The 20,629-nt window shown below is 52.7% G+C and carries 18 protein-coding genes; 13 read left to right on the top strand and 5 right to left on the bottom strand.

The genetic code is table 11. The features are described from left to right. Nucleotides 1-12: 12 nt before the first annotated feature. The 7 genes from purH to AC0YN0_RS28160 all read left to right on the top strand — a co-directional run bounded on the left by purH (nt 13) and on the right by AC0YN0_RS28160 (nt 8,945). On the top strand, nt 13-1,560 hold the full coding sequence (purH, locus tag AC0YN0_RS28190; protein ID WP_475824272.1) for a bifunctional phosphoribosylaminoimidazolecarboxamide formyltransferase/IMP cyclohydrolase: 1,548 nt from the start codon (nt 13-15) through the stop codon (nt 1,558-1,560). Nucleotides 1,561-1,693: 133 nt separating this feature from the next. Continuing rightward, a complete protein-coding gene (gene purD, locus AC0YN0_RS28185; RefSeq protein WP_475824271.1) occupies nt 1,694-2,959 on the top strand; it encodes a phosphoribosylamine--glycine ligase in 1,266 nt (421 codons plus the stop codon). A 179-nt stretch (nt 2,960-3,138) separates the two neighbouring features. Next, the gene (locus AC0YN0_RS28180) at nt 3,139-4,044 is read left to right on the top strand and encodes a polysaccharide deacetylase family protein (protein ID WP_475824270.1); all 906 of its coding nucleotides are present in this window, start codon (nt 3,139-3,141) and stop codon (nt 4,042-4,044) included. 34 nt (nt 4,045-4,078) lie between these two features. Next, nucleotides 4,079-5,527, top strand: a complete 1,449-nt coding sequence (locus tag AC0YN0_RS28175; protein WP_475824269.1) for an FG-GAP repeat domain-containing protein — start codon at nt 4,079-4,081, stop codon at nt 5,525-5,527. Nucleotides 5,528-5,551: 24 nt separating this feature from the next. After that, on the top strand, nt 5,552-6,382 hold the full coding sequence (locus AC0YN0_RS28170; RefSeq protein ID WP_475824268.1) for a response regulator transcription factor: 831 nt from the start codon (nt 5,552-5,554) through the stop codon (nt 6,380-6,382). Then, nucleotides 6,379-7,767, top strand: coding sequence for a sensor histidine kinase (locus tag AC0YN0_RS28165; RefSeq protein WP_475824267.1), 1,389 nt, complete (start codon nt 6,379-6,381; stop codon nt 7,765-7,767). The genes AC0YN0_RS28170 and AC0YN0_RS28165 overlap by 4 nt, the downstream gene beginning before the upstream one ends. A 356-nt stretch (nt 7,768-8,123) precedes the next feature. Further along, complete coding sequence (locus tag AC0YN0_RS28160) at nt 8,124-8,945, top strand: alpha/beta hydrolase (RefSeq protein WP_475824266.1); 822 nt, start codon at nt 8,124-8,126, stop codon at nt 8,943-8,945. Between the two features lie 171 nt (nt 8,946-9,116). On the opposite strand, the gene AC0YN0_RS28155 is transcribed toward AC0YN0_RS28160, so the two are convergent. From AC0YN0_RS28155 to AC0YN0_RS28145, 3 genes are read right to left on the bottom strand one after another with little or no spacing between them, the layout of a single operon-like run. Continuing rightward, the gene (locus AC0YN0_RS28155; protein ID WP_475824265.1) at nt 9,117-10,286 is read right to left on the bottom strand and encodes a Ger(x)C family spore germination protein; all 1,170 of its coding nucleotides are present in this window, start codon (nt 10,284-10,286) and stop codon (nt 9,117-9,119) included. Continuing rightward, the gene (locus tag AC0YN0_RS28150) at nt 10,283-11,794 is read right to left on the bottom strand and encodes a spore germination protein (RefSeq protein ID WP_475824264.1); all 1,512 of its coding nucleotides are present in this window, start codon (nt 11,792-11,794) and stop codon (nt 10,283-10,285) included. Before AC0YN0_RS28150 ends, AC0YN0_RS28155 begins: the two co-directional genes overlap by 4 nt. Next, entirely contained in the window at nt 11,763-12,887 is a 1,125-nt protein-coding gene (locus tag AC0YN0_RS28145) for an endospore germination permease (protein WP_475824263.1), read from the bottom strand. Before AC0YN0_RS28145 ends, AC0YN0_RS28150 begins: the two co-directional genes overlap by 32 nt. A 168-nt stretch (nt 12,888-13,055) precedes the next feature. Between AC0YN0_RS28145 and AC0YN0_RS28140 the strand changes: the two genes are divergently transcribed. From AC0YN0_RS28140 to AC0YN0_RS28130, 3 genes are all read left to right on the top strand, one after another. Next, complete coding sequence (locus tag AC0YN0_RS28140; RefSeq protein WP_442052432.1) at nt 13,056-14,147, top strand: DUF3048 domain-containing protein; 1,092 nt, start codon at nt 13,056-13,058, stop codon at nt 14,145-14,147. Nucleotides 14,148-14,374: 227 nt separating this feature from the next. After that, on the top strand, nt 14,375-14,986 hold the full coding sequence (locus AC0YN0_RS28135; protein WP_337101979.1) for a DUF47 domain-containing protein: 612 nt from the start codon (nt 14,375-14,377) through the stop codon (nt 14,984-14,986). A 32-nt stretch (nt 14,987-15,018) separates the two neighbouring features. Then, complete coding sequence (locus tag AC0YN0_RS28130; RefSeq protein WP_475824262.1) at nt 15,019-16,017, top strand: inorganic phosphate transporter; 999 nt, start codon at nt 15,019-15,021, stop codon at nt 16,015-16,017. 901 nt (nt 16,018-16,918) lie between these two features. On the opposite strand, the gene AC0YN0_RS28125 is transcribed toward AC0YN0_RS28130, so the two are convergent. Both AC0YN0_RS28125 and AC0YN0_RS28120 read right to left on the bottom strand, forming a co-directional pair. Beyond that, a complete protein-coding gene (locus tag AC0YN0_RS28125) occupies nt 16,919-17,581 on the bottom strand; it encodes a helix-turn-helix domain-containing protein (protein WP_475824261.1) in 663 nt (220 codons plus the stop codon). A gap of 136 nt (nt 17,582-17,717) precedes the next feature. Beyond that, complete coding sequence (locus AC0YN0_RS28120) at nt 17,718-18,296, bottom strand: hypothetical protein (protein ID WP_475824260.1); 579 nt, start codon at nt 18,294-18,296, stop codon at nt 17,718-17,720. A 258-nt stretch (nt 18,297-18,554) separates the two neighbouring features. On the opposite strand from AC0YN0_RS28120, the gene AC0YN0_RS28115 reads away from it, so the two are divergent. The 3 genes from AC0YN0_RS28115 to AC0YN0_RS28105 all read left to right on the top strand — a co-directional run bounded on the left by AC0YN0_RS28115 (nt 18,555) and on the right by AC0YN0_RS28105 (nt 20,606). Then, nucleotides 18,555-18,845: a YerC/YecD family TrpR-related protein gene (locus AC0YN0_RS28115; RefSeq protein ID WP_020619046.1), complete on the top strand. Its 291-nt coding sequence runs from the start codon at nt 18,555-18,557 to the stop codon at nt 18,843-18,845. Between the two features lie 6 nt (nt 18,846-18,851). Then, nucleotides 18,852-19,631, top strand: a complete 780-nt coding sequence (locus tag AC0YN0_RS28110) for a sirohydrochlorin chelatase (protein ID WP_475824259.1) — start codon at nt 18,852-18,854, stop codon at nt 19,629-19,631. A 66-nt stretch (nt 19,632-19,697) separates the two neighbouring features. Continuing rightward, nucleotides 19,698-20,606 (top strand): diacylglycerol kinase, encoded by a 909-nt coding sequence (locus tag AC0YN0_RS28105; RefSeq protein ID WP_475824329.1) that lies wholly within the window; start codon nt 19,698-19,700, stop codon nt 20,604-20,606. Nucleotides 20,607-20,629 lie beyond the last annotated feature (23 nt).

The following is a 20,629-nucleotide window of genomic DNA, read 5'->3' as shown; positions in this document are numbered from 1 at the left end:
GAGGAATTTGGCGTGGCTATTCGCAGAGCGTTAATTAGTGTTTCGGATAAGACCGGCATCGTGGAGTTTTCCCGTGAGCTGGCGCAGCAAGGCGTACAAATTATTTCGACAGGGGGTACGTTCAGCCTGCTTCAGAAGGAAGGCGTACCGGTTATCGGCATTTCCGATGTAACGGGCTTCCCTGAAATTCTCGACGGACGCGTAAAGACGCTGCACCCGGCCGTACATAGCGGCCTTCTTGCCGTTCGCGATGACGAAGAGCATCAGAAAGCGATGAAAGAGCTTGGTCTCGACTACATCGATCTCGTTATCGTTAACCTGTACCCGTTCAAAGAAACAATCGCTAAGCCGGACGTTTCGTACGAGGACGCTATCGAGAACATCGATATCGGCGGCCCAACGATGCTTCGTTCCGCAGCTAAGAACCATGCATTCGTGACGGTAGTTGTCGACGCTGGCGACTACGGCACGATCCTGGAAGAAGTGAAAGCGCAAGGCGACACAACGCTCGAAACGCGTAAACGTCTAGCTGCAAAAGTGTTCCGTCACACAGCTGCATACGACTCCCTCATCTCCGACTACCTCTCGAAGCAAATGGGCGAGCCGCTTCCTGAATCGTACACCGTTACTTACGAGAAGGTACAAGACCTTCGTTACGGCGAAAACCCGCATCAGAAGGCTGCTTTCTACAGCAAGCCGCTTGCTGCTGCAGGCAATATCTCCACAGCTGAGCAATTGCACGGCAAAGAGCTGTCCTACAACAACATCAGCGACGCGAACGCGGCGCTTGGCATTCTTAAAGAGTTCGACGAGCCGGCAGTCGTTGCCGTTAAGCATATGAACCCTTGCGGCGTAGGTATCGGCGCAACGATTCACGAAGCGTACGAGAAAGCTTATGCGGCTGATCCAACGTCGATCTTCGGCGGTATCGTGGCGGCTAACCGTACAATCGGCGCTGACACAGCTGAGCTTCTGGGCAGCATTTTCCTAGAAATCATCATCGCGCCAGACTTCACGCCTGAAGCGCTTGATATTCTGACCAAGAAGAAAAACATCCGTCTTATGAAGCTTGGCGGACTTACAGCCGCAGCAGAGCGCAAGCCGGAATGGATCGTAACTTCGGTAGCTGGCGGCATGCTCGTTCAAGAAAGCGACGTGCACAGCTTGGCGGAAGCCGATCTGCAATTCGTTACAGACCGCAAGCCAACGGCTGAAGAACTGAAGCAATTGCTGTTCGGCTGGAAAGTCGTTAAGCATGTGAAGTCGAACGCGATTCTTCTTGCGAAGGACGATATGACCGTAGGCGTAGGCGCTGGTCAAATGAACCGCGTAGGCGCAGCTCGCATTGCGATTGAGCAAGCCGGCGAGAAAGCAAAAGGAGCGGCACTCGCTTCCGATGCGTTCTTCCCAATGGGAGATACGGTTGAGCTTGCTGCGAAAGCAGGCATCACGGCGATCATTCAACCAGGCGGATCGATCAAGGACGAGGAATCAATCGCAGCGGCTAACGCAGCCGGTATCGCGATGGTATTCACTGGCGTTCGCCACTTCAAACACTAAAACGAACGAATGAACATACAGAGCACGACAGCCTGCGTAAAAGATAGGTATGAGGGGCCTCACTTCCGAGTGAGGCAAATCTCACTGTTGTGCTCCTTTTTTTAATCGCAATAACATATAGGGGGATTAGCACATGCGTATATTGGTTGTTGGCAGCGGCGGACGGGAGCATACGATCGTCTGGGCGCTCAAGAAAAGCGAGAAAGTAAAGGAAGTGTTCTGCGCGCCGGGCAATGCGGGTATCGCACAGCTTGCGGAATGCGTGCCGATCGCGGTTAGCGAGTTCGCGGAGCTTACGCGCTTCGCAAAGGAAGCTTCGATCGATCTCGTCTTTATCGGACCTGACGATCCGCTTGCAGACGGCATCGTAGATGCTTTCGAGGCAGAGGGCATCCCGACTTACGGACCTCGCAAAAATGCGGCTGAAATCGAAGGCAGCAAAATCTTCATGAAAAACCTGCTCAAAAAATACAACATCCCAACTGCCAAATACGAGACGTTCACGAATTACGAATCGGCGCTGGCTTACTTGCGTGAGCAGTCGACTCCAATCGTGATTAAGGCTGACGGCCTTGCAGCTGGCAAAGGCGTAACGGTTGCGGCGACGCTTGAAGAGGCCGAGAAGGCGCTTCGCGAAGCGATGGTCGACAAAGTGTTCGGCGATGCGGGCAACCAAATCGTTATCGAGGAGTTCCTCGAAGGACAAGAAATGTCGATTCTGGCGTTCGTTGACGGCGAGACGGTTCGCGCTATGGTACCTGCACAGGATCATAAGCCGATTTTCGACGGCGACAAAGGACCGAACACGGGCGGCATGGGCACTTACACGCCGCTTCCGCATATCGACCAAGCGATTATCGACGAGTCGATCACGAACATCATTATCCCTACGGCTAAAGCAATGGTCAGCGAAGGCCGTCCGTTCCGCGGCGTCCTGTTCGCAGGCCTTATGATTACGAAGGACGGTCCGAAAACGATCGAGTTCAACGCTCGCATGGGCGATCCGGAAACGCAGGTCGTATTGCCGCGTCTGAAAACGGATCTTGTCGACATCGTACTTGCTTCGCTTAACGGCAGACTTGGCGATCTCGACATCGAGTGGGATGACGAGGCAGCTGTCTGCGTCGTTATCGCATCCGAAGGTTATCCGGCATCGTATCCGAAGGGCCGCGTCATTACGGGTCTTTCGGAAGCGGAAGCGCAAGGCGCGCTTGTGTTCCATGCCGGCACAGCATCGAAGGACGGCCAGTTCGTAACGAACGGCGGACGCGTGCTTGGCGTCGTAGGCCGCGGCAAAGATATCGCCGAAGCCCGCGCACGCGCTTATGAGGCGGTCAGCGTGATTGATTTTGAAGGCAAACAAAGCCGTACCGATATTGCAGCTAAAGCGCTTCGTTAAGAAGCCGCAAGCCATAGAAGTCCCTGTTGTCGAAAACGCTGATAAAGCGTCGATGACGGGGGCTTTTTCTTTTTATGCAAAATGTCATATAAGCGCGAAAGGTGTTACTATTTTGTAACTCTCTTAAACTACCATTCCGCTACGATAGAGTTATAAGCGGGGAGTAGAAGGTGAGCGAAATGACAAAGGAGTTCAAACGTTACAAGGGATGGTTGGTTATGCTGCTGCTGGCGGCAGTGATGGTATGGGGCAGCGGCTGCGCAATCAGCCAAACTCTTGATCTGACGGCTATCGCGGCAGATGGGGAAGAGCAGGAGACGGATGAAGTATCCTCCGATCTTGGTCTGGATTTCAGCGATCTCAGCGGCGGTAAGAATGGTGGAGAAACCGGCGTAAAGCCGGGGGAAGTTATTTTAGTGCAGGATGAAGGCAACGAAGACCTCGGAGAGAACGTTCCGATCGAGATTGTTCCAGAGGGAGAGGGCACGGCAACAGCCGAGCCTGACAAAGAAGAGCAGAAGGTTATCGCGTTAACCTTCGACGATGGTCCGGACAAGCGTTATACGCCGGCCATATTGGATATCCTGAAAGAAAAAGGAGTGAAAGCGACGTTTTTCGTCGTTGGTCTCCAAGTGAACAAAAGTCCGGAAGTGTTGGAGCGGATCGTAAAGGAAGGCCACGAGATAGGCAATCATACGTACAATCATAAAGACTTGTCCAAGCTGGGCAAGGATGCGATTTTGAAGGAGATTAACGATAGCGATAAATTGATTAAGGATGCCGTAGGCTTCACGCCAGTATTGTTCCGCGCTCCATATGGAGCAGTGTCGGATACGCTTAAGGATATCGTTAAAAATACGGGCCGCCACATGATCGGTTGGAATATCGATACGCGTGATTGGGCGGGGACTTCGGTAGCCGATATGCAAGAAATGATTCGAACGGAAGCGAAGCCCGGTGGTATAATATTAATGCATTCTTTTGGAGGCAAACACATCGCGAATACGGTGGAGGCGCTCCCTGGAATTATAGATGAATTAACGGAGATGGGTTATTCGTTCGCTACGATAGATGAACTGCCATAATCCGCTGCAACGCAACTGGAGGAGGCTATAGCAATTGAAAGTCGCTCGCTCACCGCAACGATCCGTCCTGTACGGAAATATGATACGAATAGGCGGCCTTCTCAGCGCCGCACTGTTCATCCTTATCCTATCCGCAGGTTGCCGCTACACGGCGGCCCCTGCGGATTTGCTGCAGAAGCCGAAGATTGCGGCGGACAAGCAGGTGCTGCTGCAAGCGATCGAGAAGGAGCTCCCTGACTATAGCAAGCTGACGCTGCCGCTACGTGAGAAGAACATGGAGGCGATCCGCATTCTGGATGTGGATGGCGACGGTGTGAAGGAAGCGGTCGTCACCTTTTACAATGAATACAGCACGCCGGAGCTGCTGGTGCTCAAGCAGACAGACGGTAAATGGAAGTCGTGGGTTGGCGTGGAACAGCCGATGGCTAGACAGATCGCTTGGCTTGATATTATCGATTTGGACAGTGATGGCAAAATGGAGCTGCTCGTCGGTTGGACGGGCGCTTTCGAGAGTCCGAACGTGCTGGAGATGTATTCTTTTCACGGGAAGACGGAACGCAATGAACGCGGCAATCTCGTATTGAAGCCGCTTGATTCGCTGCCTTACTCCTACGCGGAGACCGGCGATATGAACGGAGACGGACAGCCGGAGCTGGCCATCATCTCGGAGACGCATACGAACCGGGAGAAGGAGCTGCCCGCGTTTCAATTAACGATCTATAACTGGAACAATAACGCGCTGCATGCGATCGTCGAACAAAACCTGTTCAACGGAGTCAACACGTACGAGAGATTGCTAATTGGGCAAGTATCTCCAAGGCAGAACGGCGTTGTGCTGGAAGCTTCGACAGGCGCACACGGAACATTCACCGCCATGTATGTGTGGGAGAAAAGGGGGCTAAGGCTCGTATATCCTGCCCCTGATGATCCGGCTAATGGCATTAGCGGCAAGCCGACGATGAGCGGCGACGTGAATGGAGACGGCATTATTGAACTTGCTTGGGTGAGAGAAGCGCCGGATGAGCTTGGCGTACCTTACGTAGATGCCGTATGGATCAACGATTGGGTGCAATGGGATGGGCAGTCCGGATTCGCGCCCGTCATGGAGGAGTTTACGGATTCAAACTACGGGCTGACAATGCGGATACCCGAGCAATGGTCGGGCAAGTATACGCTGCGCAAGTCGCAGAGCAATCCTTATAGCATCGTGACGATCGATGTCATCGGCGGCTCGAGCAACGAGAAGGCAGAGCTTGCGACCTTGTATGCAGTACCGAAGAAGGATTGGGACGCACTGGAGACCATCTGGAAGGATGAGCAGAAATCGTATCAGCATTTGTTCGCGGACAGCGGCAACGTGTTCGCCGTTTCCTTCGTTAAGGAAGCGCCGCAAGAGTGGAATGACGCAGGCAAGAACGAGTTCAACGAAATGCTGAAGATAGAAGATCATATGGCTTCCTATCTGACGATTCGCAATGATTAATAGAACAGAAGCAGGCGGTGACCTATGCGAATATTGTTGCTGGAGGATGAGGAATCGATCCGCGGATTTGTGCGCATTAACTTGAAGCGCAATGAGATGGAGGTGACGGAGGCGGAGACGGGCGAAGCTGCGCTTGAGCTTGCGGGTACGGAAGGCCCTTTCGACATCGCCTTGCTGGACGTGATGCTTCCGACGATTAGCGGCTTCGAAGTATGCGAGCAGCTGCGCGCGAACTATCCCCGCATGGGTATCATTATGTTAACGGCAAAGTCGCAGGAAGAGGATAAAATACACGGCTTGGAGCTAGGTGCGGACGATTACGTTCAGAAGCCGTTCAGCCCCGGCGAGCTTATCGCACGGATTAAGTCGCTGTACCGGAGGATGAGTTCCGAACCGGTCGGCTCGATCGATTCAACTGTGCAGGGCGGCGGGGACAAGGCAGGCGAGTCGGACGATTTGCTCAAGGCCGTGCAAGTGTCCGATCAAAGCTTTAGCGGCAGCTATGACCTTGGGCAAGCTCCCGCAGCGGCAGCTGTTCCGGCGCTTGAAGTTCGTATTCCGCCTTTCGTTCTATCCATTCCTGAGCGGAAGTTATGGAAGGAAGATCGCGAGATCATTCTGACGCCTACCGAGTGGACGCTGGTTCGCTTGCTCATGGAGCGCGAGGGGGCGAGCGTGAGCCGCGATCACATTTTGAGCGAAGTGTGGGGCAGGTACTATGTGGGCGATCTGAAAGTCGTGGACGTCAACATTCGACGCATTCGGCAGAAAATCGAAAGCAATCCGTCCGAGCCGTCCTTCATTGAGACGGTATGGGGTTTCGGGTATCGCTGGAAACGGGGCGCTAGGCCATGAGAAGCGTCAAATCGCGGATGGTTTGGAGCTTTTTGCTGCTAATCGTACTCGTCGTTACGGTGCTCGGCACGACGTTCGCGGCGCTAATGTGGAACTACTATTACGGCAGCGCGCAGAGCTCGGTTAAGCAGCGGGCGGAGACGGCGCTTACGCTGCATGGCCGTTCCCTTTCCTCGCTAGGGGTACAGGACCAAGCCGATTATATGCTGCAATATATGATCGAGGGCGGGACAAGACTGCAGCTGCTAGACAGCACGGGCCGAATTCGTATCGATTCAGACGGCTTTTCCGAAGACATCCGTTATACGACGGGCGATGTGAAGGCGGCAATCTCAGGTACGACGGGAAGCTGGCGCGGCGTTGACCCTTATTACGGAGAGCGGGTTATGTCCGTCACGATTCCGCTATGGAACGATATGCGCGTCGTTTCGCTGCTGCGCTATTCGGCTTCGCTCGAACAGGTCGATGCGATGGTGAGCCTGCTGATTCGCATGGCCGCTGCTGTCGGCACGGCTGTTATTCTGCTTTTCCTAGGACTGAGTTTGTTTCTAGCACAACGTATCGTGAAGCCGATTCGCGAGCTGACGCGCGTTGCGAGATACATGGCGGAGGGAGATTGGACGCGCAGAGCAACGAAGAGAAGCGACGACGAGATCGGCCAACTTGCGGAGACGTTTAATTCCATGGTGGTAGAGCTTAATAAGCGGGAGAAGCTGAAGAACAACTTCATTTCTTCGATCTCACATGAGCTTCGCACGCCGCTGACTTCAATCAAGGGTTGGAGCGAGACGCTGAAGGAAGGCGATCCTGCGGACGATGAGGAGTTCAAAATGGGGATGTCGATCATTAGCCGGGAGACGGAGCGGTTATCCGGACTGGTTGAAGACCTGCTCGACTTCTCCAAGCTGTCGGCACGGACGATGGATCTTCATACGGAGGTGCTGGATATGAACGGGCCCGTCAAGGAGACCGTGCATCAGCTAGCCGTTCGCAAAGGACAGACAGGCGTCAGGCTGATGGCCGAATACGGTAAAAGCCCGCTTGTCGTTCACGGGGATGCCAACCGGCTCAAGCAGGTTATTATTAATCTCATCGACAACGCGTTCAAGTTCACGCCAGCCGGCGGTTCGATTCGCATATCGACGACCGCAACGGAGGAGTATGCGCAGGTCACGGTAGCCGACACGGGCTGCGGCATCGACGCGGAGGATCTGCCGCATGTGACGGAGAACTTCTATAAGGCCCAAACGGGCCAAGGCGGTTCAGGGCTCGGCCTTGCCATTTGCAAAGAAATCATCGAGTTGCACGATGGCAAGCTTACGATCGACAGTGAACGCGGAGCCGGTACGATCGTGACGATCCGTTTGCCGCTTATACGCGAGTAGAACTATTCTTTATAGAACAACAGCTTCCGGTTCGCGATCACGTAGACGATTGCAATAATAACGCCTATGGTCAGCAGAACCGGAAGCCAATGATTGTCCAACCATTCGAGCCATAGCGGCATGCACATGCACCTCCTCGCATTTCTGTTTCTTAGCCGGTAAAAGTACACTCCAACCCTCATACTCCCATGCATAGTATTTACTGAGTAATTGAAAATTAGTAATACATACTCGTGATTCCATGACTTGCATATTCGCATTTGACAGCAGCCGAATCGGATGCTAATATAAGTTTAACTTAATTCATAGTATACGGGTAGGAATTATTATATATGGATCATCAGGAGGTAGTCGGCATGGAAAAACAGATCACTTTGCGTCATGACGGGCTTGAGCTCACCGCAACGCTTCATTATCCGACTGACGGAAGTCATAAGGATTCGGAGAAGAAGCAAGCGATAATCATATGCCACGGCTTCATTGGCAGTCGGATCGGTGTCGATCGGCTGTTCGTTAAGGCGGCTCGCGCTCTGGCGGCGCAAGGCTCCTATGTGCTGCGCTTCGATTATGGAGGCTGCGGCGAGAGCGGGGGCGATTACGGAGCGCTCGGCTTCGAATCGATGATCGATCAGACGCGGACAGCGATCGATTACATCTCCAGCATGGATTGTGTAGATCCGCGGAGAATCGTGCTGCTTGGCCATAGCCTTGGCGGAGCGATTGCGATCATGACAGCCGTGCGGGATCGCCGTGTTAAGCGGCTCGTCCTATGGTCTCCGGTAGCTTATCCGTTCAACGATATCGTTCGTATCGTCGGCAGAAGCAGCTACGATGAAGCGGTCACGTCGGGAAGCTCCGACTATAACGGCTACACGCTGCAGAAAGTGTTCTACGAATCGCTGCTCCAGCACCAGCCGTTCCAAGCGGCGACAAAGTTCGGCGGTGAAGTGCTGCTCGTACACGGAACGAGCGACGAACTCATTCCGGTCGATTACAGCTTCCTATACCAGAAGGTGTTTTGGACGCGCAACGAAGGATTATGCGACAAAGAAATTATTTTTCAAGCGAATCATACGTACTCCAGCCGCAGCCATCAAGAGGAAGCGATCCGCGTAACATCCGATTGGCTGAGCGGTCTCGACCGCCAGCAGCAGGATTGGCATCACTGGAGTATTTAAAAAGATGGACCGAATTCCCTAGAGTAATGGGAGCTCGGTTTCTTTTATTGGACCGAATAGGATGGAAAGTCCATCCTATTCGCACAAACATCGATTACTTGAGGGCAATAAGATGCAAAACGCAGCTTATGGCCCATGAGAGCGACGCTAGTGGCGGAAATTCGCACAACGTTATTGCAGCCGTTTATACTTGCCGAAGTACGGGATGACGACGTTGACGTCCAGCTTCTCGATCGATTGCTTATCGATAGCCAGCTGTTGGCCGTTGTTCGTCAGCTTCTGCCACAGCTTCTGGTCTTTCTTATAGAGCTGCTGCCCGAGCTGGAATACATCCACATTGATGTCGACGCCGGCTGTGTAGGTGTCCATGATTTGCTTCTTAACGATCTCTGAGGCGACTGCGACAAGCTCCTGATTCGACAACGGCTCCAAGTACTCGTACAAGGCCGCCAGCAATCGGACGGAGATATGGAAGCGTACCTCTTCACCTTTAATGATCGTCTTAATATTGATTTTCGGCCTGCCCGCAGAGAGTTGTCCGTAGACTTCCCCATTCTTCTCCAGCGTTAACGGCGAGCGGTTCGTGCTCCTCAGCATCCAGCGATACCCAAGCAGACTTTGGCGCGATAGGTAGCCGTTAATGTTATCTCCGTATTCGAAGTACGCTCCGTTTATCGTAAGCATCGGCTGCGGAGTTTCATTTTCCTTCCACTGCGTACTGTTGATGTCAATGCAAGGCAGAGAGGTTGTCCGCGCCGGCTCGTTGAACGAAGCCAAATATTTGAAGAGGAGCACGGGTGGCATGACCGAGTATTGCTGATAGTTTTTTTGCGGATCGTGAAGAATGGTCGTAAGCGGCGAGAGCTTGAAGAAGGAGTTCGTCGACAAGATGTCCTCGATCGAGCTCTTCGTGCCGTATACCCAGGTGTTGTAGCGAACTTCGGGAAAACGATTCACCATCTCGACGAACTTGATCCCAACGTTCTTAAGCACGGTTTCCGAAATGACGATCGCCGATACATGCCCCCACGAAAGGGGCATTTGAGCGGTTCGATACAGATCGTTGGCCGCGGCATTCAGCGTCTTGCCTCTTCCCTTGCCTACCCATACCTGCGCATCCTGATTCGCCTTGCCGCCTGCATCGGCCTTAGCGATATTGGAGAAGTCCAGCATTTGTGCATAGAGGATGAACTGATTGTCCTTAAAATCAAGGCCTATAGCCTTTACGTAGCTGACGCTTTGAAGCTCAACTGCGCTCCAGCAGCCGGATATCGGCAAGCAAAGGCATAGGACAAGCAGCGGCGTCAGGAGGAGTCGCTGGCGGATAATAAAGTAATTCAACGTTTTTTTCCTGCTTTCGAAGGCTCCTGAGTATGCAGGTACTTGGGTCTGCGCCGGTTCATCATGAACGGCCATTTGAACAGCGACTTCAGCATTTCCTTGATATCCAGCGGCGCTGCTGGCGCGAGATAAGGAACGCCGAATGAAGTGACCGTGCTTAAATAAATGACGAACAATATGATCGACGTTATGAAGCCATACATCCCGAAGGACGCGGCCAGCGTGAAGGAGGCGAACCGAACCAGGATCATCGAGCTCGTGAGCGATTGATTGACGAGCGTTGCGCCGGAAACGACGGTGATGGCGGTCACGACGATCATTAGCGGCGATATCAGGCCTGCCCGTATCGCGGCATCGCCGATGATAAGACCGCCTACGACGGTAAGCGTCTGTCCGATCGAGCTAGGCAGACGCACGCCGGCTTCACGGAACAGCTCCATCATGACCATGATGAAGAACATTTCCAAACCTGACTCCATGGGAAGCCCATGACGGCCGGAGGAGATGGTCGCGAGCAGCGGGAAAGGGACTTGATCGATATGGAACGCCGTGAGCGAGATATAGAAGCCGGGCAGGAAGATCGTCGTAATGAACCCGAAAAATCGCAGGATGCGCCCCACATTGACGGATAGAAAGGGGAAATAGGCATCTTCGGGCGATTTCATCAGTAAAAACAAATTGCTTGGCGCGATAATGGCGGTCGGATTGCCGTCTACGAAAATGATAAATCGGCCGTTAAGCAGACATTCCACGGCAAAGTCGGGCCTGCCCGTATAATGCGTAGGCGGGAACAGGACGATCGGGGAGCCCGATAACAAATCCTCCAAGTGGCCGGTCGTAACAAGCTTCTCGACGTGGATGTTATTAAGCTTGTCCTTCACATCCTTGATCATCTCCGGGTTCGCGATATCGCTAACGTAGAGCAGCGCCGTCTTCGTTAACGTTCTTTCTCCCAACTGCGTGTACTCGCAGGTTAACGTATAAGTCCTAAGCCGCTTCCGGATCAGCGCGATATTGGTCGTCAACTGCTCGACGAAACCGTCCTTCGGTCCGCGGATCGACACTTCCGTTGCCGATTCGGATGGCATGCGGCTAGGGAAGTTCGCGATATCGATAGTCCATATCGTCTGGATATTCGGCAAGCAGAAGAGCAGATGGCCTTCGAATACATAGGAGCTGATCGTGCTGCGGGTCGTCTTCAGGTTCGGCGAATAGAGCACATCCCATTGCAGATCGGCATTATGATTCATCGTTTCGCGACGCTGAAAAGCGGTTTCCTTGAATACCTTATGAAGCTCGGGCAGAATGACGTCGTTGATGATTTTCGTTTCCGTCATCCCGCTGCAGTAGATGAATACCGCTTGCACCGACGATCCGGCCGCGCCGAATTGATTCGTCTGAACGATGACATCATCGCAGTTCACGAACCAATTGCGCAGCATATGTTCGTCGAAATATTCCGGCGGCTGATCTTCGTCATTTTGATGCTTTTGCTTTTGATGCTTCATCGGTAGAGGACTCCTTTCGACTGCGGCGATAGAGCACGGCTAGGGCGAGCAGTACGGTAACGGATACGACAAAGATGACCGTTATCGGAAAATGGATTTGCATCAAATAATCGAGCGTCTGATCGTCTCTCCACAGTTGCATGGCAATCACCGTCATGACCGTGGCAAGGATAAGTAACGTAATGAACCGCGATAGAGGCTTGCGGACGTCGAGCATATCGGTCATCAAGTAAAGCGCAATGGAGACACGGGCGAAGGATCCGCACAACCATTGATAGATCGATAGGAAATCGACATGCTGCAGCAGCTTGCCAATATTGACGATCTTCCACTGGTCGAAGGCGGTGTGACGCTGCTTGGCTGCTTCGATCGGTCCGAATTCGGTGATGGCGCCGATCGTCGGACCGATGGACATCGTAATCATGAACAGTCCTAGCAAGATCAGCTGCCATAAGCGCAGCTTGCTCCTCAGCTGGTGCTGGAAGAGCATTAGAATCCATAGCTCCAGCAGCCCCCCAAGCGCGAAGAAGGCTCCATGCCAGACGGGCTGCCAGCCTCTCTCCAGAATGGGAAACAGCAGGCTGAGATCTTTATACTTCGTATTCGCCGTCGCGACAAAATAGCCGAGCAGAATAACGACAGGAAGCAGGACGCTGCTGGTCATTGCGATGGTTCGGAGTCCGCCGTACGCGGCCAGCATGGATGTGACAATAGCGATCAGTATGATCGCTTGCACGGGCGTCTCCTGCAAATAAGTAACGACCGTCCACATCGAAGTGTCATGCAGCGTGTATGTACCTGATAGGAATAAGATGATAAAAGCGGACAAGCGAAAGATCCATGCCGGAATGCGGCCGAAGTGTCTGGCGATCCAATCCGGAATGCGCTCGCCCCGAAGCTGCTTCAAGACGGCAAACAGCAGGACGAGCCACAGCAGAAAGAATGGTGCCGCTACAAGCACGGCTACCCAAGCGTCCCTCTGGGCTGCTCCTAGCAGCAGCGGTATAGACATGACGTGACTGACCAGTCCCGCGCTGAGCAACAGGATGGAGAATGACAGCCATATGCTGATTAAGCCGCTCCCTTTGTACATGGAATCACCTCTTCCTCTTTAGGGAGATAGAGATAAGATGTGCAATTTATGGATTTTTAAACCGAGCGATAGCATATTTTGTCGGGACAAGCGGGTCGTTTTGTGATTAAATGGAAGAAAGGTGTAAACGAATTCATCCCTTTAATCGCTTCGCAAAGGATGGTACTCATGATCAACAAACGTCGATTGAAAAAAGGAACGGGAGCGGCAGCCAAGGCAGCTGTCCTTGCGCTTATTCTTCTTGCAACAGCATGCGGAGGCAGCAATAACGCGGTAGCGGATCCGGAAGCAACGGCAGGAACCGATGCGCCGATCGTAACGGATATGCCGACTGAAGAGCCGAATCCGCTTGGCTTTACGGCTTCGTTAACAGGCATCCCTATGGAGCAGGAAGTGAAGTCGCGGCCGATCGCCGTTATGATCAATAACTTTGCGGCTGCACGCCCGCAATCGGGGCTTACGAATGCCGACGTTGTCTACGAGGTGCTGGCAGAAGGCGGCATTACTCGCTTGATCGCTATTTTTCAAAGCACAGACGCGGCGACTGCTACCATCGGACCTGTACGCAGCATTCGGCCGTATTTGATACATATTGGCGAAAGCTTCGGCGGCGTGCTCGCGCATGCGGGAGCAAGCACGGACGGTTATGCCATTCTGCAGCGGCAGAAGAAACCGTATTTGGACGAAATATCGAATGCGGGTGGATACTTCTGGCGAAGCAAGGATCGCAAAGCTCCGCATAACCTGTATACGAGTCTGGAGAAGCTGCGGGAAGGCGCAGACAAGAAGGGATATAGCACGGATGTGACCGTACCGACCTATACGTTCGCGGAGAAAGGTTCGACGGAGACAGGCGTTCCGGCTTCAAGTATCGCGATTACTTTCATGATGCAGAATTACAAAGTTGGTTATGAATATGATGCGACGAGCGGGCTTTACCGAAGATCGATTAACGACAAGCCGCATATCGATATGAATAATGATCAGCAGCTGGCAGCTTCTAATTTGGTCGTTCTTGGAGCAGACCACAAGACGCTCGATAAAGAGGGGCGATTGGCGGTCGATCTGGATCGGGGCGGCTCGGCTATATTGTTCCAGCAGGGCAAGGCAATCGAAGCGGAATGGGTAAGCGCTCCAGACGGCATGCTTCGAATTGTGAAGAACGGTACGGAGCTTCCTTTTGTACCGGGGAAAACCTTTTTTCACATCGTGCCCAACAATCCTACATTCGCTGAGCATGTCACATGGGTACAAAATTAGTTCATGGGAAACACTGTAGTTACAAGTGTGGATCTATGAGCTGTGGTTATGGAACGGCGGGGTCCTCTTGTGGGATTCCGCTGTTTTTGTGTCGAAAATGAAAACTTTTAAAACTTTCACCAATGTTTACATTCTCTTAACAATTGTCGGCTAAACTATGTTAAGATATTGTGGGCTTGGCAGTGTATAAGTCTAAACAAACATCAAGTCGGGTAAAGGGGATTACGATGTTCAAGAAAAAAGACATTTTCTTTAAGACGTTCGAAGAAATGGCAGACGCGTTAGTCGAAGCAGTGGAGTTTTTCTCGAAAGGCGTTTCTGATCTGTCGGACGTTACGGCATTCGCCAAAACAATGAAGGAATACGAAAGCAAGTGCGACAAGTACGTGCATACGATATTGAAGGAACTGAACAAAACGTTCATTACCCCGATCGAACGCGACGACATTATGGCGCTTACGACTTCGCTTGACGACGTGCTTGACGGCATTGAAGCTTGCGCATCCCGTTTCGAAATGTACAATATTCGGGAGAAGGATGAGTACATAACGTTGTTCGGCGATATCCTCGTTCGCTCCGCGCACCAAATCAAGAAAGCAATCTACCTTCTTACCGAGAAGAAGCTGCTGGCAATCCGCGAACCGAATATCGCTCTGAACGAGCTTGAGAACCAAGCCGACGACTTGCTTCGTGTATGTATTAAGAGCCTGTTCACCAATGTCAAGGATCCGATTGAGCTCATGAAGCGCAAAGAGATTTACGAAATGTTGGAACAAACGACCGACTACTGCGAGGATGTTGCCAATACGCTGGAATCGATTATTATGCGTAACAGCTAATAGCTAATCCAAGAGAGTAGGAGTCATTCAATATGGATATGTACGTATTATGGATCGTTGTCTTTCTAGCGCTTTCGTTTGATTTTATAAATGGTTTCCACGATACGGCTAACGCTATCGCGACTTCCGTATCGACGCGCGCGCTTAAGCCTCGCGTAGCGATCGTTCTCGCGGCGGTCATGAACTTCGTCGGCGCGCTTACGTTCACGGGCGTAGCGGCGACGATCGGCAAAGGTGTAGCAGATCCATCCAAGCTTGAGCATGGGGTTGAGATCGTTATCGCAGCTTTGCTGTCAGCCATCGTATGGAACCTCATTACATGGTGGTTCGGTATTCCTTCTTCCTCGTCGCATGCGCTTATCGGCTCCCTCATGGGCGCGGTTATTGCCGGTGCCGGAGTATCGAACATTAATGCGAGCGGGTTGACGGATATCGTTACGGCATTGATCGCATCGCCGCTTATTGCTTTCACGGCGGGTTTCCTCATTATGTGGATATTGAAAATGATATTCGCGAAGTCGAGTCCGCATCAGGTTAATAAAGGCTTCCGCTTCGGACAGATCTTAACCGCTGCGTTCCAATCGTTCTCGCACGGTACGAATGATGCGCAGAAAGCGATGGGGATTATCGTATTCGCTTTGGTTGCGGCAGACGTGCAGGACGATATGTCCGTTCCATTGTGGGTTAAGCTGTCGGCTGCGACCGCAATGGCACTCGGTACTTCGATCGGCGGCTGGAAGATTATTAAGACGATGGGTACGAAGATTTTCAAAATCGAGCCAATCAACGGCTTCGCAGCTGATATTGGTTCGGCTATCGTAATTCTGACAGCTACGATGATTCATTTGCCAGTAAGTACGACACATGTTATTACGTCGTCCATCCTCGGTGTCGGCAGCGCGAAGCGCTTCTCCGCCGTGAAATGGGGCGTCGCAGGCAAAATCGTCGTATCGTGGATTATTACGATTCCGATCACGGTGCTGATGGCGATGTTCTTCTACTGGTTGATTCACTTCTTCTTCCTGAAATAGGAGGGAGAAGGCCACGGGCTTTGAGATATGAGATAGTGAGGCAATCCTCACTCGCCGTGAACTTGGGTTCACGGGGAATGAGCTTTGCCTCACTATTTTTTTTGCTGTCTCGTGGCGGGGAGGTCGAGGGATGCTCGCTGTGAGGGAGCTCATTAAATAGTGAGTGTAATCTCACTATTTGGGGGGAAACGGAGCGGGCTCGGCGATTTAGTGAGGTAAACCTCACTTGCCGTGAACGTAGGTTCACGATGGAATGAGGTTTGCCTCACTAATTGAGGGTCGAGTGGTTTTGTTGCGGCGAATGAGTGAGTCTGGGCTCACTGAGGATGAGGCTATGCTTATAGATTGGTGTGTGTGGGTGCGGGATGGTAAGGTTGGTGCGTAGCTCGCTCGGTGGTGGTGCGTGCCTTGCATGGTGCTAGAGTAACCTGCTATTGAACTTGGCTGCTTCATAGTGAGTCAGGCTTGTGGGAGGGAGCTCATTAAATAGTGAGGGTAAACTCACTATTTGCGGGGAAACGGAGCTGGCTCGGCGATTTAGTGAGGTAAACCTCACTTGCCGTGAACGTAGGATCACGAGGGATGAGGTTTGCCTCACTAATCGAGGGTCGAGTGGTTGTGTTGCGGCGAATGAGTGAGTCTGGCCTCACTGGGGATGAGGATAACCTCACCTATTCGGGGACTGGATATGCACAAACCGCTCACAGCTGTGCATGAACGGTAATGAAATCGTGTGTGGCGGTGGGCAGCAGCTTGTGGATAGAACAATAAGTCGTCTAAGGTGCACAAATGGGGGACAATTGGCTGTGGACGAAAAAGCTCAAACGTTATCCACAAGTGGACAACGTTTGAGCTTTTTGTTCTTATTCGGCTAATTATTCACATATTAACAGAATATTCACTATTCTATGGGGATAGAGAGCTTGTAGAAGGTGATTCGCTGACCGGACTTTAGACCGTGGAAGATCCCTTCTTGTTCATAACGCTTCAGCCAATCGATCGCCGTTCGATTACTGATGCGGAATTCGCGGGCAACCTCGCTCGGCTTCAGCTTGGCGTCTCGCCGTCTAGCTAGTTGTATAAGAAGCGTCTTGCGGGTCTCCCACAGCTTGGCGTCATAACCGGATTGGCCGTTATAGGCGACCGACCACCAGTGCCCGATCGCCTGCTTGATCTGGGCGATGCATCGCTGAGAGTCATGAGCGGCTTGCCAAGCAGAGAAGCGAAGAAGGAGCCAGCCCGAGAGGACGAGATCATTTTGCCTAGTGAGATGATCATTGAACTCACCGGGTGTAATCTGACTGGCGTGCGTCGTGAAGCCATCTAGCTCGATGGCGAGGCGGACGCCGTTCTTCACGAAGACGAAGTCCGCGAAGCGTTGGCCGCCTTTGTGATCGAGGAACGGAAACTCCGCACGCAGGCCATCATAGTTGTAATCGAACGCCGCTCCCCAGACTTGCTCGAGGAAGACAAGCGCGGTCTTATCCAGCTTGCTGCGGAACTTGCCTGTGAGCGAGGCTTCATGCTCGAACGATTCAATAAAGCGAAGTAAATTAGGATGCAAGTAGATACCTCCTTCGTCGATAGGAACGACAAAACACCCCAAGCCGCAGCGCATAACGCGCTGAAGCTGGGGTGTTCTTCACTCCGAATGATTGCTTATAGATGTATCATAACGAATGGCTGAGTATTCGGCAAGCTTAGCGGCGGCGCTTCTTCACTCCAGGGCGCTTCGGCGTACCTTTGCGGCCGGAGGCAGGTTTCTTGCGGCGTCTCTTGCGCTTAGGCTTCCAATCGGTCGCATCGCTGTCATCGTCATCCTTGGACTTTTTGAAAGAGGAGAACAGTACTTTCACAAGCGGCGCCATCTGGGAGACGCTGGACACCACCTTCTGCACCTTCCCCACCGTCGTCAGAATACCGTCAATACCACCCATTCGGTCGATGTAGCCTTTAATATCGCCTAAGCTTGCGAGCGAGAAGCCGCCAGTCTTCGTTATGGCCGGTGCAGCCTCCACAAGTTCGCCAAGCGTTGCATCTTTCGCTAACGTGGGAATGGAGGGCAGCATATCCGGCGTCGGAACGACAACCGGTGAAGATGGCGGAGAGACGGGAAGGATAGCCGACGTTTCCGCGTCCACGATTTTGACGCCGCTCGATTTCATGCCGCTTGACTTGTTCCTGTACGACTGGCTGTGCTGGCTCTGGCCATGGCGGTAAGTGCCGTGTGTCGGGAACTGTTGTTGATCGCCGGCACTCGGGTTATTGCGATAATCCACACGGATCACAACCCTTTTTTTTATTAGTTTATGCATAGGCGCTAGGTCGGATTGGACGAATGCCCCGGTTAATGAACTTTTTCCATGATATTCGCCCTGTGCTTGTATGGGAACGGCTACGCTTGGTCCACTGTCGACCCTTCCGTCCTGTAAAGCGTGAATACGGTAATGTTTGAAAAAACAGTCCAAAAAAGCTACAATAATAGCGATAGTTCGATAATCCGCGAGATACCTTATAAATAAATGGAGTGAATGCTCATGCAGCTTAAGAAGCTGAACGATAAAGCGATCGACCAATTGTTCGAAGCAGTTCTGACCTTGAAGTCGGTTGAGGAATGTTATGTGTTTTTTGACGACTTGTGCACGGTGAACGAGATTCAGTCGCTGTCCCAGCGTCTAGAGGTCGCGCGTATGCTCGGCAAAGGCAGTACATACAATCAGATCGAAGCGGAGACGGGCGCCAGCACGGCAACGATCTCGCGAGTGAAGCGCTGTTTGAATTACGGCAACGACGGGTATAAAATGGCATTAGAGCGTCTTGGAAGGTAGCCTGTTATGAAATCGGGCATTCTCGTTATAAGTCACGGCTCCAGGGAAGCAAGCTGGGTGGAGCGCGTTGATGCTGCCGTTAAGCAAGCGTCTGTTTCGCCTCAGCTTGCAGGCGTACCTATCGTGTCGTCCTTCCTGGAGATTGTGGAGGGACGGCTTATTCAGGATGGTATCGATGAGCTGGAGAAAGCCGGCGTGACGGATATGCTGGTACTGCCGCTGTTCGTCTCGTCAGGAAGCACGCATGTGGACGAGATCGGGCAGGCGTTCGGTCTGCCATGGGTGTCGGACCTCGAAGGCGACCTCGGCACGTTCCGCGTAGAAGCGAAGGTAACGTACGGCTCGCCGATCGACGATGATCCGGAAATTGCTGAGCTGCTGCTCGCCAACATTGCTGAGCTGTCCGAAGCACCGGAGCGTGAAGCGGTGCTGCTCATCGGGCACGGCAGCAAGGAGAAAGTGTTCCACGAGCGCTGGCAGCGAGGTCTTTCGTTGCTAGCTGCGCGGCTGAAGGCGCTTGGCGGCTTCGCTAAGTCGGAGCATGCGATGCTGCTCCCCGACCAAGCTGCGGCTAAGCTTGCAGCTATGCAGAGCGAGCATCCTGAGCTGGCGGTGATCGTAGTGCCGCTGTTCCTCAGCCCGGGTTATTTTACAAGCCATGTCGTGCCGACTCGTCTTGCTGGACTTGATTATCGGTACAACGGACGGGCGATGCTGCCAAATCCGGCGATTGAACACTGGCTGACGCGGCAGATGACGAGCTGGCTTGATGGATGGAATGGTTGATTGATGATGAAGGTTACATAATAGATAGTTGTATGGGAGAACTAGGGGTGTGAGTGTCAAATGAGTATTAAACGGGCAAGGCTTATCTATAACCCGACATCGGGAAGAGAAGAGATGAAGCGGCGTCTTCCGGATATTCTGCAGAAGCTGGAGCAGGGCGGGATCGAGACGAGCTGTCATGCGACGATCGGCGAAGGCGATGCGACGATGGCTGCGGCTGAAGCTGCGGATCGCGGCTACGATATGATTATCGCGGCTGGCGGCGACGGTACGCTGTATGAAGTGATCAACGGCCTCGCGAACAAGACGAACATTCCTCCGCTGGGCATATTGCCTGTGGGGACGACGAATGATTTTGCCAGAGCGACGGGCATTCCGAAGCATTGGGAGTACGCTTGCGACCTTATCATTCAGCAGTATACCCGTCCAATCGACGTCGGCAAGGCGAATGATCGCTATTTTATTAACATTGCCGGCGGCGGCTCGCTCACGGAGCTGACCTACGATGTGCCGAGCAAGCTCAAGACGATGGTTGGGCAGCTTGCTTATTATATGAAGGGTCTGGAGAAAATGACCCGCCTTCGTCCGACCGAATTGAAGTTCGAAGCGGCCGGCGTCGGGGAGTTCCACGACGAGTTCATGATGTTCCTCATCTGCAACAGCAACTCCGTTGGCGGCTTTGAACGACTTGCGCCGGATTCGTTGCTTGATGACGGCTTGCTCGACGTGCTGCTCATCCGAAAGTGTAACTTGCCGGAGTTCATCAAGCTCGTCACACTCGCGCTGCGCGGGGAGCATCTGAATGATCCGCATGTGGTCCACTTCCGGACGAATGAGCTTAAGGTGACGACACCGGATTATGTACAGATCAATCTCGACGGCGAATATGGCGGCGTATTGCCGTGCACGTTCTCCGTGCTGCCGTCGCATCTTCAGATTTTTGCCGATGAAACGGGTATTTCCACATATCGTTAGTCGCTGCGGCTAGCCTCATGACC

The sequence above is a fragment of the Paenibacillus sp. J22P218 genome (genome assembly GCF_056269195.1).
The sequence above is the reverse complement of the archived record's forward strand: the minus strand, read 5'-3'. Positions and strand labels throughout refer to the sequence as shown.

Coding starts and splice junctions, on each gene's coding strand:
- purD (WP_475824271.1), top strand. CDS start 1,694: ATGCGTATATTGGTTGTTGGCAGCGGCGGACGGGAGCATACGATCGTC.
- AC0YN0_RS28180 (WP_475824270.1), top strand. CDS start 3,139: ATGACAAAGGAGTTCAAACGTTACAAGGGATGGTTGGTTATGCTGCTG.
- AC0YN0_RS28170 (WP_475824268.1), top strand. CDS start 5,552: ATGCGAATATTGTTGCTGGAGGATGAGGAATCGATCCGCGGATTTGTG.
- AC0YN0_RS28165 (WP_475824267.1), top strand. CDS start 6,379: ATGAGAAGCGTCAAATCGCGGATGGTTTGGAGCTTTTTGCTGCTAATC.
- AC0YN0_RS28160 (WP_475824266.1), top strand. CDS start 8,124: ATGGAAAAACAGATCACTTTGCGTCATGACGGGCTTGAGCTCACCGCA.
- AC0YN0_RS28150 (WP_475824264.1), bottom strand. CDS start 11,794: ATGAAGCATCAAAAGCAAAAGCATCAAAATGACGAAGATCAGCCGCCG.
- AC0YN0_RS28145 (WP_475824263.1), bottom strand. CDS start 12,887: ATGTACAAAGGGAGCGGCTTAATCAGCATATGGCTGTCATTCTCCATC.
- AC0YN0_RS28140 (WP_442052432.1), top strand. CDS start 13,056: ATGATCAACAAACGTCGATTGAAAAAAGGAACGGGAGCGGCAGCCAAG.
- AC0YN0_RS28135 (WP_337101979.1), top strand. CDS start 14,375: ATGTTCAAGAAAAAAGACATTTTCTTTAAGACGTTCGAAGAAATGGCA.
- AC0YN0_RS28130 (WP_475824262.1), top strand. CDS start 15,019: ATGGATATGTACGTATTATGGATCGTTGTCTTTCTAGCGCTTTCGTTT.
- AC0YN0_RS28115 (WP_020619046.1), top strand. CDS start 18,555: ATGCAGCTTAAGAAGCTGAACGATAAAGCGATCGACCAATTGTTCGAA.
- AC0YN0_RS28110 (WP_475824259.1), top strand. CDS start 18,852: ATGAAATCGGGCATTCTCGTTATAAGTCACGGCTCCAGGGAAGCAAGC.